This is a genomic window from Nocardia sp. bgisy134 (assembly GCF_965341865.1).
GTDB lineage: Bacteria > Actinomycetota > Actinomycetes > Mycobacteriales > Mycobacteriaceae > Nocardia.
In genome coordinates, this window is record NZ_CBDQZP010000002.1 from 354,734 (window position 1) to 370,862 (window position 16,129).

A 16,129-nucleotide genomic window follows, 5' to 3' on the forward strand; every position below is an offset into this window, starting at 1 on the left:
ATGGGTTACTGGCATATTCCCGACGAGCTCGCCTGGGTCGGTTGGGTGGCGGGTGCGCAGATCACGCACATCGATCCCAATGACCTGGACGGGATCTCGGATGTGCTGCGTGAGGTCGGTCGGGAGATCCTCGAGCACGCCATCGGCGAGGCCGATACCGCCAGCCAATCCGTCCGCGTGTCCTACCCGCAGGGCAGTGGCGGCGAGAAGATATTCGACTCGCTCCAGAGCGTAATCCACGGCCAAGACCCGAAGCACGGCTCCATCGAGCTGATGGGCAAGTCCTTCGATCAGCTGGCCACTGCGGTCGACGACTTCACCGGCGAGGTCCACGGCAACCATTTGAGCGCGCTCTTCGCGCTCGGCTGGCTGGTGATCGAGTTGGCCTGGGCGCTGGCCGCGGGCCCGGCCGCGCCCGCCGTCGAGGCCGGTGCGATCGCTGCCACCCGTGCCGCCTTCCGGGTGATCGGCGAGATTCTGGAGAGCGCGATCGCCCGAATCATCGGTCAGCGCTTCCTGTCCGAGGCGGCGCGCACCGTCATCGCAAAAGTCGTCTACGAGATGCTTCAGGAGGGCTTTGTCGAGGTCGTCCAGAGCACCATCGAGGAAGCCGCTATCCACAACATCCTCAAGGCAGAGGGCCTGAAGTCGCAGCCCTTCGATTGGGGCGGCTACCTGAAGAACGTGGGTGTCTCGTTCGCGGCGGGTGCGGCGGGCGGCGGCGCCGGTTATGGCATGGGCCATATTCCGGCGCTCAACCGGATGATGACGAGCGACAACCGGTGGACCCGCGCCATGGGCGGTGGGCTGGTCGGTATCGGCGCGGGTGTGGTCGGTGCGACGGCCGCAGGCCTGCTGACCGGCCAGTGGACTCCGGAGTCGTTCGTCGGTGGCGGCCTGTCGGGCGCGATTCCCTCCGGTGCGTCGAGTTTCCGGGGAAATCGGCAGTACGCGGGTGCGCCCAACGTCGGCGGCGGGAACTTCAACGGCGGAAACTTCAACGTGACCCCGCCGGACGGCACCGCGCCGCCGGGCGAGCCGACCAACGGGACCGATCCCTCCAATTCCACTGGTGCTGCGGACAATTCGGGCGCGGGCAACCAGAACGGTGCCGGAAATCAGAATGGCGGCGGGAACCAGAACGGTGCCGGGGACAACAGCCCGGGCACGAACACAGCCAGTGCAGGCAATACCTCCGCACCGCCGGCCGGGCAGGACACGAACACGCCGCGGGCCGAGGCCGCCGACTCGGGCGCGGGCAACCAGCAGCAGACCGGCGCCGGACCGCAGGCGGGTCAGCAGGCGGGTCAGCAGAGCTCGGAATCCGGTGCGAGCGACAGCAATTCATCGAATTCCGGTGGGAACCAGAGCAATTCGGCTCCCCAGGCGGGCGATTCGAGTTCGGCCGCCGACAATCCCAGCTCGCGGGTGTCGGATCCGGCTGCTGGAGAGGGTGTTTCGGACCCGGGTGCGAGTGTTTCGGATCCCGGTGCGGGGGCCGCGCAGGTCGACCCGGTCGCCGATCCGGGCGCGGTCAACAACATCGCCGCCGGTTCACCGCTGGCCGACCCCCAAATCAGCGCTGGCACCGGTATTTCGGGCGATCCCAACTCGAGCCTGAACACTGCCGCCAACGGGGCCGGAACAACGGCGCCGGGAGCGGCCGCGCCGGGGTCGACGGCGCCCGGTGCGGGCACGTCGGCGCCGGGAGCGTCCACGAGCACGGGTGCGTCCAGTGTCGCGCCGGGCAGCTCGTCGTCCGCCCCGGGGTCCACCTCCACGTCTACGACCACGGGCCAGTCGAGCACCGCCACCGGCCAGCCGGGCGCCGGGCGGCCGTCGACGCCCAACCTGCCCGGTATGCCCCGCGCCGGGGACACCTCCGTTGCCGGTTTCAACGACGGCACTTCCGACGTCGCCCCGAGCGCCGACGCCGAGTCGACACCCGCGTCGCGCGCGGGCTCGTCCGCTCAGGCCGCAACCCCCGGCGCCGCCCCGGCCGGTCCGGTGCAAACGCAGATTTCGGATACCGAAGCGCCGCAACGGAATACCACCGTCGATTCGGATTCGGAGAGCGACGCCGCCAGCCAGGTGCAGGTCACGCCGGAGGGCGGCCCGCAGGTGCAGGCGCGGACCGACAGCACCCTGGATCCGGCGACACAAAACGACACCGACGGGAATGCGCCCGCGCGTCCCCGCAGCGATCAGGACCCGGCGGCGCGGCCGGACAGCGACCAGAATGCGCCCGCGCGTCCCGACACCGACGAGGATGCGCCCGCGCGGCTGGACAGCGACGAGGATCCGGCGGCGCGTCCGGATGTCGACGAGGATTCCGCGCTGGTTCTGCCGCCTCCGCCGCACACCCCGGCGGCCCCGGCTCCGGCACGCTCCAGCACCGATCCGGACACCAGCACGGACCCCGACACGGACCCCGACACGGGCACGGACCCCGACACGGACCCCGACACGGGCACGGGCCCCGACACGGATACCGACAACGATTCGGAGCAGGCCGCCGCCATCCTCGACAGCATGGAGGGCAAGCCGAAGCCCGCCGATTTCCAGCTCGGCCCCAAGGCCACACGGGCCGAGGCGGATGCTTTGGCGCGCAAGAACTCCGAGCGGTGGAACTCGATCACGCCGGAGCAGCGGGAGGTCCTGCTCCGAGTGCATCCGGCCACCTTCGGCAACAATGCGCCGGGCATCCCCGCGCCGGATGTCGATATCGCCAACCGGATACAGATCGACCGGGAGTCGCAGAGCCTGATCGCCCGCAGCCGGTTGACCGAAGCCCAACAGGCGCGAATGGAGAGTCTGCTGGCCGAGCAACAGCGGGCGGCGGCCGCCTTGGCGCAGGCGAAAGCCGAGCAGCCGCGGGCGCGGACACAGGTGGATCCGGACAGCAGGCCGGCGGAGAGGGCGGCGGCACGCCGTCAAGCCGCCCGAGAACGAGCCGAAGCCAAACGGCGGATCAACGAGGCTCGCACCGAGGCCGCGAAGACGGTCAAGCGCGTCAAGAACGAGCTCCAGAGTCTGATTCGGCAGAGCAAGCTGGACTCCGCCTCGCACAAGCAGCTGGTGAACCTGCTGCGTACTCGAGAGGCGATCGCCATGGCGGAAGGGGTGGCCCGAACCGTCGCGCCGAATACGCCGGTGTACGTCATGGCCTTCGACTCCACCGCGTTCAACGGCAGCGGCCGTGCGGCCATCGCCATGGGCGACGTCGACACCGCGACCCAGTTGTCCTGGCACGTCCCGGGCCGGGACGCGTCGCTGGCCAATATCGGCAGCACCGTGAACGAGATGGCCAGCCAGTACCAGGCGACCTCCGGTCGACTACGTGCGGGCGAGTCAGCGGCGTCGATCGCGTGGGTCGGTTATGGCACGCCGAACAAGGGCCAGTCCATGACCACCTGGCATGCCCGTCAGGGTGGCAAGCTGCTCGCCCGGGATCTGGCCGCCTTCCGCGCGACTCGAGCAGTGCTCAACGAGGGGCGGGTGGCGCAGGGGCAACCCGAGATCGCGGTCTCGAGCAAGATCATCGCGCGCGGCTACGGCGTCGACGTCGTCGAATCGTCCGGCCACAAGGGGCGTCTGAAGCGCCTGGTCGACGATGTCGTGCTCGTCGGTTTCTCCGGCGAGGAAGACCAGCCCTTGATCCGGAAGAAGCACTTCGGCGACGACGTCCGTGTGCATATCCAGGATCGCGCCAACGGTCTGTTCCACCAGTTCAACGCCCCGGAGGCCACCGGCCCGAAGCCGCCGGACAACGGCGTGCCGGTCGACCGCATGTACCGGCTGGAGAACATCGCCGCAGGCACCACCGAATTCCAAGCGCCCGACAACGAGTCGTTCCTGGACACCGATCGGCCCCCGTTGCGGGAGAACGGGTGTTCCGAGCAGGCGCTGTACCGGGCGCGCCAGCGTACCGGTAACCCGGACATCACCGTGCCGACCGATGTCGGCACGGACGGTGTATCCATGCGCCGGCTCGAAGAGCACGCCGATTCCCAGGCGACCGAGGTCAAGGTCGGCAAGCGCAAGTCGCCGCACAAGGCGATCGCCGAGGCGCTGGGCTTCATGAAGGAAAAGGCGACGGTCATCGTCGTCGACCAGAACCAAACGGTCGATGAGCATGGTGTCGGTTCGCACGCGTACGTCATGTACTACGACGCCGCGACCGGCAAGATCATGGTCGACGACCCGTACAAGTATCCGGACGGCCCGGTCGAGTTCGACCCCGGCAATCTGCCGGACGCGAAGAAGACCTGGGTCATGGTCTACGACGCGAACGGCAACTCCGTGCGCCCGCTCGCGGTGCGCCCGCTCGCGGTGGGCGCCGCCACCCAGGGCCACGACGATGACGATCGGAACCTGCCGCGGGTCGGCGACGATCAGGGCCGGCGGGATCCGATGCGCGACCTCCGGAGCTTCTTGGACGAACAGCGGCAGCAGGAGGAGCAGCGCAGGCGCGACGAAGAGCGCGGCGCCAACCAGCCTGCGCCGGAACCGGATTCGCAGCAGAACCCCGACCCCGAGGCTCAGCCCACGCCGGACCCGGATACGCAGCAGAACCCCGATCCTGGTGCTCAGTCCGATCCGGAAGCACAGCCCGATCCGGAGGCGCAGCAGGCTCCGGACCCGGGTGCTCAGCCTGATCCGGGAGCACAGCAGACTCCTGATCCGGATTCGCAGCAAACTCTGGACCCGGGTGCTCAGCCTGATCCGCAGGCGCAGCAGACTCCGGACCCAGGTGCGCAGCCCGATCCGGAGGCCCAGCAGGCTCCGGACCCTGGTGCGCAACCCGATCCGGAGGCGCAGCAGACTCCGGACCCCGAAGCCGAATCGGCGTCCGGTCCGCAGCCGAGCCCGGCTCGCCAGGCGACGCCGACGGGCGACCTGTCCCCGCTGACCGACGCCGACCGCGACCGCTTGACCCGCCTCTCGCAGGCGCTCGGCCTCGGCGACGCGCTGGCGAGCTTCGCGGACCCGCGCCGGATCCTCGCGGATCTGGCCCAAATGGCTTGGGCGCGTAGATTCCTCGACCCGACCCCGGTCACCGGGCGCATGAACGAGCTCATGGGCCCGGCCGATTTCGCTCCGTTGAGCATCGACGAGCAGCATCTGGGCGAGCGGTACTGGAACTACTCGCCGGATCCGAGCGACCCGGATTTCGCCCTGCGGCGCGACGAAGCCCACGCCCTGCCGGTTGTCGATCCCGATACCCCGGCGCCCGCGATGCCGATCGCCGTGCCCGACGCGATCGCACCCGCGCTGGGGCCTGCGCCTGCCCGGCCCGATTCCCGCGCCCCGCATCCGCTCGCGCCGGAGTCGGCTCAGGCGCAGCTGCTGCGTCAGCTGCGCCTGAGCGCCGACCAGGTGACCCAGGAGAATCTCGCGGAAACCATCGCGGAGCAGCGGTATCGGACCATGCTGCGGGCGGGCGCGGTCGAGTCGCTCGCGGACGCCAAGGCCCGGCTGGATGCCGCCGTCGACCCGAACCAGCAGGCGGATCTCACCAAGATCGTCAACCAGTGGGCAGATCTGCTCCAGCTCTCGGAAAGCGACCTGGCTGAAGGACAGGTCGATACAACGCTGGAGCGGCTGCGCGACAACGTGCTGGCCCGCGCCGTCGCCCTGAACGATCTGGCCGATGTCGCCCAAGCGGTGCACGTGGTCGAGGGCCGGGCCACCCAGGTGGCGGAGGGCGAGACCCGCCGGTACACGGTGGTGGTGGACGGTCAGCGGGTGCCGGTGCAGCTGACCGCCGACGGTTCCGGAAGGTGGCGGGTGCGGCCTGCCGAGCCGCTGGCTCCGCCGCCGGTGCCGGGGCCGGACTCGTCGAGCGACCCCGACGCGCAACCGCAGAGCCGGTGGAAGCGGGCGATGAAGTTCCTGCGCACCCATCTCGGCAGCCACGGCACCGGCCGCCCGATCCAGTACGCGCTCGGTTCGGGGAACAACAGCGATCTCTACAACGCGTTCGGCGCGGAGATCGAGTTGCTGTCCGGTGACGCGGCGGCCGATGTCAGTGGGCTCGACTGGGATCCGGCGTTCTTCGCGTTGCAGGCGTCGAAGCTGTGGAAGGGCCGCGAGACGTTCTGGGCCCTGGCCACCGGCAACTACTCGGCCAGTCCCCGGATCGGTGATCCGCAGGCACCGGATCCGGTTGCGCCCGACGAGCGCGCCGGTATCGATGAGGACGTGGTGCCGCCGGTTCCGGACGCGGAACCGCAAGGCCCGGCGCCCGATCCCGATCTGGCGCGCCGAGGCGCGGAACTCGGCGACGCCATCGCCGCCCGCAATGCCGCCGGTATCGCGCTCTACGAGGGCGCGGACGCGCTTTCGCTGTCGCTCGCCGACCTCAGCCCCGACGCGGTCCGCACCGCGGTCGGTGAGGCGAACTACCGAGCGATGCGGCAGGCCGCGGCGGCCGCGGCGTACGCGCAGGCGGCCACGCGGTTCCACAACGAGAACGAGCGCCTGCGCTACCTGCCGACCAACGACATGCGTCCCGATCCGCTCGAGCGTTATATGCGCGAGCAGTCCATTGCGGCCGGCCTGCCCGGTGCGGACTCCGAAGCCAACGGCGTCAACAACAATCCGACGCGGCTGAAGCTCTGGTGGGATCCGGAGGGCAACCCGAGCGCGGAGGCCCGCGAGGCGTTCCGGGAGGCGATGCAGCGCGAACAGGTGCGCGCCGAACTGGGCACCTGGGCCAACCTGCTCGATGTCGATCCGGCCAAGCACAGCCCGGCCGATATCGCCCGTGCGCTGACCGCGCTGCACGACCGTGCTGCCGAATTGGCGCGAGAGGCAGCTGAATTCGCGCAACTGGCGGCCGCCTACACCGATGCCGACACCGAGTTCGCGCAAATCGCCGAGGAGATGGCGGGCGCGGCGGGGCACCGGTGGTTGCTCGACCAGGGCGGCGACCTGCTCGATCCGGACAATGCGCCGGGTATCGGCCTGTTGGACGGCAATCCGCAGCGCCTGGTGGTGATCAACGACGGCGGCGACCACGACCAGCAGCTGGCCAACGCGCTCGCCGACCCGCGCAATACCGATATCGCGCAGATGCTGACCCAGGGCGAGCTGGAGCTCGAGTACCGGGTCGCCTGGGCCGACCGCACCGGCGTCATCCATGTGGCCGAGGTGGACGCGCCGCAGGTCCGGCATTTCTCCGGTGCCGTGGATGGTCGCGGGCTCGAGCTCACCATGGTCCGCGACAACGACGACAGCCCATGGCGCGTCATCCCCAGCGAAAGTGCGCTCACGCTGCCGGACAACGGGATTCCGGTGCCCGACCCCGCCACGCTGTCGACCGCGGAGCTGGCGGCCCGCGTCGAGGACGCCGCGGCCCGGCAGGGTGTGCAGCTGGCCGATCTGGCCGGGGACCGCGTCGAGGACACCCTCGACGCGGCGCGCGCCGCGAACCGGTTGCGCGCGGTGCGGATCGAGGCCATGGCCGATCTGGCCCGCCTGCACGCGAATGTGGCCCGCTTCAACGCCTTCGAACGGGCGCTGCACGAAGCCGAGGTGAACCGGTCCGAGCTGCGCGGGCGCCCGCTCGACGCGCTCGAGGAGCTGAAGCAGCGGCATCCCGAACGGGCGGCGAAGCTCGACGCGCTGGCCAGGCTGCTGAGCCAGGACCCCGACCTGGTCGATTTCGATCCGAACCTCTACGACGCGCAGGATCAGCTGCGGCCCGGCGGCCTGCCGATGCATCACGGCGACACTCACGACCAGGTGGGGTTGCTCGTCGACGATCTGGCGGACTTCCTGGCGCTCGCCCGGCACGGCCAGACGCTGCCCGGCGAGGTACCCGGCATACCGGACCCGGACGCCGACTGGCTGCACCTGCTGGGCGTCGATCTGGACACCGCCACCCCGGCCGAGCTGGAGTCGATCTACCGGAACTTCCGGGCGGGCCGGCTCGACGCGGCCGCGCTGCGCACGCCGGAGCAGATCGCCGAGGCGCTGGCGGAACTGCGGGCCGATGTCCGCCAGGACGCCACCGATCTCGCCGCCTTGGCCGCGCTGGCCGAGACGTACTACCGCCTGCCCACCGGCGGCACCCCCATCAACCACTGTGTGCCAAGGGCTTTCGACCAGCTGGCCGTGCGACACCCGAACGTGCTCGGCGGGTTCGCCGTCGATCCCGGCCGGATCAGCGGCGTGCCGTGGGCTGAGCTGTCGGACCACTTCGGCGCCGCGCAGCCCGAGCCGTTCCTGCCGGGGGAGGAGGGCGGCGCACATGCCCGCCTGCTGACCACCTTGCGCGCGCAGGGCCAGGGCGCCTCGGCAGTGGTGATCGACCAGCGGACCACCGTCGACGACTACGGTGTCGGCGGCCACGCCTACACCGTGACCTACCTGGGCCGCGACGTCTTCGACGTGGACGGCCAGCGGGTTTTGCTCACCGATATCGATGACAACGGCCAGGAGCAGCTGTTCGACCTCGGCCCCCATGGCGGCACCGATCCACTGTCGCTGGCCGAATTGACCGGTGGCACACCGGCGGAGACCGCCGCCACTTGGGCGAGCATCTTCCAGAACGACGCGCATGTCGCGGATCTCGGCGATGAGGGTCCGATGCCGGACGCCGACCTGCGTGTCGGCCAGGATCCGCCCGCGCCGCGCCGGCCCGAGGACCCGGTGCATCAGGCGTCGCGGTTCTTCGACGAAACACCCAGTCTGCGTACGGAACCGGAATCCGGGGCCGAGCCTTCTGCCGCGCACCTGGCCTACGCACAAGCCCTGGCCGAGCGCCTCGGTCTCGCGGAAACCCTCGGGGCACTGCCGGATCCGCAGTCCGCGCTCCAGGACATGTCCCAGATGGCGCTGGCCCGCCGCTTCCTGGACGCCTCGCCGGACGGCCTGGCCGACCAGCACATGCTGTTCCCGACGAACTTCGACACGCTCACCGCGGACGAGCAGTTCCCCGGGGAGCACTACTGGCGCTACCCGTCCGATCCGTCCGACGCCGAGTTCCTCGCCCAGCGCGACGCGGCCGAGGCGTTCCAGCGGTCGATCGGACAGCCGCCGGAAACCCAACCGGCGCCGCCGATTCCGCTCGCGGACCCGGATGCCGTCGCGGGGCCGCTTGTATCGTCGCCGGACCCGTCCGACCCGGCGCGTCCGCTCACCATGGCGCACGCCCAGCAGTCGCTCGCCGACCAGCTCGAGCTCACCATCGAGCAGCGGGATCCGGCGAATCTCGCGACCACCGTCGCGGAGCAGCGGTATCGAATCCTGTTGCGCGCTGGCGCGATCGAAGCGCTGGCAACCGCCCTGGGGCGCCGTGACCTCGCGCTGGACCCGCAGCAGCGGACCGAGATCGACAAGATCATCGAGGTCTGGGCCGACCTGCTCGCGATACCGAACAACGGCCTGGCGCCGGCGAACCTGACCGAGACCCTGGAGCGGCTGCGGTCGGAAACGCTGGCCCGCGCGCTGGCGGTCGCGGATCTGGCCGACGTCACCCAGGTGCTGCAAGCGGGCCGGACACCGGGCGGCCCGGTGCGGATCGACCTGGAGGTCGGCGGCGAACGAATCCCGGTTCAGCTGACACCGGACGGTTCCGGCGGCTGGCGGGTCGAAAGGGCCACCCGCCTGGCCGCACCGGAGGTGCCCACCGCCGCGATCGTCAAGGCGCCGGAGGCCGCCCCGGGTGTGCTCCGGACGCTGCGGGACCTGCCGGGTGTGGTCAACCCGCAGCATCCGCCGTCGGAGCTCGTGTCGGCGGGCCAGTCGTTCACGGTGCAGAATTTCGGTCAGCTGGCCGACAGCGAGTTCTGGGGGAACTTCGAGGCCAATCCCGCGTTGACCGCACGCGAGGTGGTCAACCTCAAGCGCAACTGGCCGAAGATCAAGGCATTCCTGCTCAGTCAGGTCACCTCCGCGGAATCGCACGGGCCCGTCTCGCGCACCGGCGATGTCTACGACTACGCCCGCGAGGACGCCGACCCGCAGAAGGTCAGCGAGAGCGAGGCCGAACTCCGCCGTCTCGGGCTGGCCGACCGCTTCCTCGCGGGACCACCGGTGCCGCAGGCCGGTTCGGTGTCGACCACGGGGCGCGCAGCGGACCGCACGCTGGAGCCGCCGGTCCCCGCCGACGCCGAGCACACCCCTTCGGTGCCGGCCCACGACGATCTCGCCGAATGGGGCCAGGAGGTCGCGCAGGCCGCGCAGGAGCTGGACGCGCAGGCGCGGGCGCTGCTGGCGCTGGCGGGCCCGCTCGGCATCGAACTGCCGGATCTGAGCTCGGAATCGGTGCGTGCCGCCGTCGCGCAGGCGCGGTATCTGCTGACTCGCGAGGGTGTTTCGACGAAGGCGTTCGAGGCCGCGCTCGCCCGATACGACGCCGAGAACGCGGATATCCCGTTCCGGACCGATATCGATCTGTCGCATCTACTGCCTGCCGCGGTCGTCAACCGCCCGAGCCCGCTGGAGCGGTACGCGGCCGAGGTCGCCGCGGCGACGAGTGGACGCACCGGCACCCTGCGCTGGACGGGCGTCAACAACAACATGCAGGGCGGGCGCATGTGGTGGGATCTGTCGCACCGCGATACCCCGGAGGGCCGCAGGTTCTTCGAGGAGGCGCTGCGCCGCCACCACATCCGCACCGAGCTGGACCAGCGCGCGCACCTCCTCGGCGTCGACCCCGAGAACCCGAATGTGCTGGCGGAGCTGCAGACGCGGCTCACCGACCTGCAGGACGCCGTCACCGCCTTCCAGCGGCAGGCACAGCAGTTCCTCGACGCCGACGACAATTTCGGCCAGTACGCCGAGGTGATGGCGAATATCGCGGGCAGCGAATGGATCCGGGTCAGCGGCGGTTTCCTGATCGATCCGGTCAACCATCCGGGCATCGGGCTGGTCGGGTCCCCGATGAAGCTCGTCGTCATCGACAACGCCATGAATCATGATGCGGCACTCGCGAAGGCGCTCGCCGATCCGGCGAATTCCGAGCTGGTGGAGCTGATCGACAACGGCAGTCTCGAGGTCGAGTACCGCGTGGCCTGGCCGCGTGAGGTCGGCGGTACCTGGCGGGTGGCCACCGCGGCGGTGGATTCGCCTGCGGTACGCCATATCTCGGAAGACTTCGACGGCCGGAACCTAACCGTCACCATGGTGCGCTACGAGGGCGGCCCCTGGCAGACGGTCACCGATCCGGCGCAGGCGGAGCCGAGTGGCCCGGCGTTGGATCTGTCCCGGATGTCGCGCGGCGAAATCGAGTCCGCCATTACGGAATTGGTGGGCCGCCTGCCGATCGGCCGCGTCGATCTGACCCCGAGCCAGATCGACGCCACCCTGGAGCGGCTGCGTTTCGACAACGAGGTGCGCGCCGCCCAGATCGAGGCGCTGGTGGAGTACGCACGCACCCTGCACGCCCTCGACGCCTACCACCAGCTCGACACCGCGCTGAACAAGCTGGAGCTGAGCCGGGCCGACCTGGCGACCGACCCCAAGGCCACGTTGGAGGCGCTGAAGACCGCGAAACCCAAGCTGGCCAAGGAGATCAACGCGCTCCTGACGAAGCTGGAAGCCGACCCGGAGCTGTTCACCCGGGATCCGCGGGTGGCCGACGACATCGCCCCGATCAACCTGGCCGACGCCCCCGCGCACCTGGCCGCCATGATCGCCGACGTCGATCTGCTGCTCGTGCAGCTGCAACTGGCCGGTCCGACCACTGTGCCGGGAGTGCCGGTGCCGGACCAGGATTGGGTGCGCCTGCACGGCGCCGACATCTACAACACCACCGACGCGCAGTACAAGGCGGCCTTCGGCAAGTTCAAGACCGAGAAGTTCGCCGACCTGTTCGTCCGCGACCCCGGCACCTTGACCGCGCTGCATCAGCAGCTGCGCGCCGAGGTCCGCCGGACCGCCGCCGAGATCGACGCGTTGGCGGCACTGGTGACCTATTACACCAGCGAGATCGATCCCACCGGTTCCGCCGCGATCAACACCTGTGTCTCCGATTCGCTCAGCCGTGTCCTTGCCGACCAGGGCAATATCGTCGATGTCCCGATCCCCTTGCCGAACAACCTTTCCGGCCGCGACTGGCAGGACGTGCAGCCGATGCTGCACGGCGCCCAGCCGGGCGGTTTCGACAACAGCGACGCCCGCGGCCACGCGAAACTGATCCAGGCGCTGCGCGAGCAGGGCGGCCCCGGCGCGATCGCCTGGGTGCTCGACGAGCGCTGGACCCCCGACGCGCACGGTGTCGGCGCGCACTCTTACACCGTGAAGTACCTGGGCGGCAATCAGTTCGAGATCGACGGTCGCCGCGTGACCTACGACGAGATCGGCTCCAAGCGCAGCAACCTGGAATGGTTCGTCGCCCCGGACGGCACCCGGGTCTCGCTGGCCGATCTCACCGGCGGTAGCCGCTATGAAACCAAAGCCACCTGGGCCGTGGCCTGGAAAGCCGGTCGGCAGGTGGCGAACTTCGGCGACCTCGACGCCGCACTGCCCGCCGCCGATCTCGCCATCGGCCAGACGCCGGACCCGAACGCCCCGGTTCCCGCGCATCGGCAGCCACCGGCCAACGCGCCGCCCAGCCCGGCGGCCGAGGTGGCTCGGTTGCGTGCCGAGATGGCCGCCGCGGTGGCCGGCGAAGCCGACCTGCGCGCCGAGATCGCGGATCTGCGGCAGCAGGCCATGGCCGCGCAGAACGCCGGCGATCGCGAGCTGGCCAGTAGCTTGGCGACCGACATCGAGCAGCGCGTTGCGGCAACCGGTGCGGCGGAGGCCGCGCGCGCCGCGGCGGTCGAAGTGTGGCAGACTTCGATCACGCAGCAGGGCAGCGACCTGCAAGCCCGCATCGACGCGCTCGAAGCGCAGCTGGCCGCTCACCTGGGCGGCGACACCGAGATCGCGCAGTTCCGCTCCGATATCGACCTCGTGGACAACCTCGAGGCCGCGTTCCAGCTGCGGGACCGCGTCGAGACCGCCGAGCAGGTCCAGCGGACGCTGGAAGCGCAGATCGAACGCGGAAAGGCGTTGCAGGACAAGCTGCGCGCGGGCATCCGGCTGCTCGAAGCCGACACGGTCGACACCCCGGAGGCGGAAGCGGCCCGGAACCAGGATCTGGCCGCCGCCCGCGCCAAACTCCGGCAGGCGACGCACGCACTCAGCGAGGTGGAGAGCTCGCTGGAACTGCTGCGGCAGAAGCTGCCGCCGGGCGATCTGACCCTGCTGAAGTCCGCGCTGACCACGGAGATCATCTCCGCCACCAATGCGCGGGCCGCGCTCGCCCAGGTCTTCCAGATCGGCGATACGGACCACCTGAACCCGCGGTACCCGGGACCGCGGGAACCGGGGGCCGAGCTGGTGCAGCAGTTGCGCGAGGTTGCCAAGCAGCTGAAAGACGAGGAAGCGCAACGGAGCGAGCTCGCCGAGCGGCAGGCCGCGCTGGACGCGATGAACGACCTCGGCCTGCTGCCGATCTCGGAGCGGGTCGGCGTGCGGCCGGCCGCGCAGCCTACGAGACTGTTCGGGGACAGCGAGATCGTGGTCGTCGGCACGGACACCGACGTCAACCACTACCGGCAGGCGCTGCAAGCGACGCTGTCGGCGCGGACCGACCTGAATCTGCTGCTGGGCATGGCGAAGTCGGACACCACGCCGCTGACCGTGCGGTTCACCCAGGTACAGCTCGACGCGCAGGGCCACTACCAGAGCACCGTGGATCTGCCGTCCACCGATGCCGAACCGACCCAGCGCGCGGGCGCCTGGGAGCCGGGCAAGCACCCGCGTAAGTGGGAGAAGGAGAAGTGGACCGACCCGCAGCCTCCGTTCCTGTTCAAGGTGTCGATGATTCCGACCTTCGACAAGATCATGGCGGGGTTGCACGAATTCGGACCAGGTGAGGTTCCGGCATTCCTGTTCCCGCAGAACCTGCCGTTCTCGAAGACGATCTACAACGTGCCCGATGGCGTGAACGCCTGGACCTCCGATCTCGGCCTCAACCTGTTCCACCTGCGCATCCTGGCGCTGGGCATCATGGACCGGATCCCGGGCCATACATGGACGAAGAATCTGATCCAGAACCGGCCCTGGATCGGCAAGTTCGTCCTGTCGGCCACCCGGTGGCTGCCCGCCAACACCGCGCACGGCAAGTCGATCGAGCTGCCGCTCTCCGCCGACTTCGCCACCAGGCATCCGGCGTTGGCCTGGGCCATGGCCGATGTGGCGCAATGGATTCCGGCGGTGCGCAACGGGCGCTGGATCCAGCTGATTCCGATGGTGCGCGGCACCCGCACCTATGGCTGGCTCGATACCAGCCAGCCCGATCCGCAGGCGCTGCACAACCCGGAACTGGCGACGCCGCAACTGAATTCGGAACAGGCGCGGTTGGACGGTGCGCACACGCTGCCCTACACCGGCGAGAGCGTCAAGATTCCGGAGACGCTGCGGCAGCGCTGGGCCGACAACGAAGCCGAACGGGCCGAGCTGCGGGAGCGGACCGAGGCCGCCTACGAGGGTTTCGAGCACAACCGGGTCTTCGAGGCCGACAGCAACCTGGCACAGATCGCCGACCGTGCCCTCGCCGATCCGGATCGTTACTCCGGCGGCGACCCGAAGCGCTGGGTGCGCGGCAAGGGCAATGCCTGGGTGCGCGACCCCGACGGTTCGACCATTGCCAAGCACGGCGACGGCTCGACCTGGCTCAAAGACCATGCGGGCAACCTGCGTTCCCGCGACGACGTCATCGAGACACTGCGCCAGGTGCGCGACTACCTGCTGCGCAACACCGAGATCCCGCAGAACATCGACATCGCCGCCATGTGGCAGCGGTTGCTGTCCAACCAGGCGGTGCGTGAGGACATCGTCGGGATCGAGGCCGCGCTCGCCTCGATCGAGTTCATCGCCCAGCACCAGGGCGCTTCTGCGCAGCAGGCGACGGCGGCGGCGAAAGCCGCTGGCTACGACTGGGATCAGCGCCCGCGCCATCCGCGCAAGCGCACCCTGTGGCAGCGCCTGACCGGTGCGCGCCCGACACCGCTCGGGTTCACCTCCGAGATCGACCCGATGGCCAACGATCCGGCGCGCACCCGCCGGTTCGGCAGCACGCTGTACTACGGCGTGCAGGGGCTCGGCCATATCCGAGATCAGGTGTCCGCCATCATGTCCGGCTGGCCGGCCGCGAAGGTCGAGACGGCACTGGACGAGGTGACCGATCTCGTCGCCTTGGCGACCCAGTCCCACCACGGTGATCACGGCATCGCCCGCGGCGGCGTGCACGTCTCGGCGCGGGTGACCGGCGAACCCGGCCTTGGCGTGCTCGAGGTGACGATCGTCTCCGACGGCGACGGCACCCTCGGCCCGCAGCGCTACCTGCTCGACGAGCACGACAACAACTGCGTGCAGCTGGCGGGCGAGCACGTCAACGCCGCCCAGGGCGGTGTCGTCACCGATGCGGATCTGCTGGAACCCTCGACGCTGGCCGGTGTGCGGTTCGGTGACCTGGTCCCGGCGCTCAACGGCGCGCCACTCCAGGGTTTCGCCACCACCGCCCAGACCAGCGGCCACGCCCGCCTGGTCCAGGGCCTGATCAACGCGGGCCCCGGCACCACCGCCTACGTCATCGAACAGCGCGGCACCCCGGACCGGCACGGCGCCATCGGCCACGCCATGTCGTTGCACTACGTCGGCGAGGAAAACGGCAGGCACGTCTTCGAACTCAACGGCGAGCGGGTCACGCTGAACCGGGTCGAGAACGGCCGCGAATACTTCGACGCCCCGGTGGCGGCCCTGCCCAGCGGACGGCCCCAGCAGATCTCCCTGGCCGATCTCGCGGGCGGCACCCGCGAGGGCACGGTCGCCCTGTGGGCCACCGCCTACCAGAACCAGCAGGCGATCGTCCTGGACACCGGCGACGTCAACGCGCCCCAGCCCGGCGACGACGTCTACATCGGCTCGAATCCGGCCGACCGATCCGGTGATTCGCGGGACGCGGAGCAGTCCGACACCGAGCAGGACAGCGACGAGGCTACGGCTGAACCCGAGCAGCAGGCGCCACCGGAGGGGTGGATTCTGTCCTCGGAGATGCCCCGTACCGCGATAACGGTGACGCGTGAGCTGATGATCGAGGGACAGTCGGCGGTGCTGGCGGATCCGA

The 16,129-nt window shown here is 69.9% G+C and carries 1 protein-coding gene (only partly in view); it reads left to right on the forward strand.

The window, feature by feature from the left end; translation table 11 throughout:
* Positions 1-16,129 carry the start of a sigma factor-like helix-turn-helix DNA-binding protein gene (locus tag ACRWNM_RS05390; RefSeq protein ID WP_431964088.1) on the forward strand. The gene runs 36,941 nt beyond the window's last position, so the window shows 16,129 of its 53,070 coding nt (coding positions 1-16,129); it begins with the start codon at positions 1-3; its stop codon lies beyond the right edge, outside the window.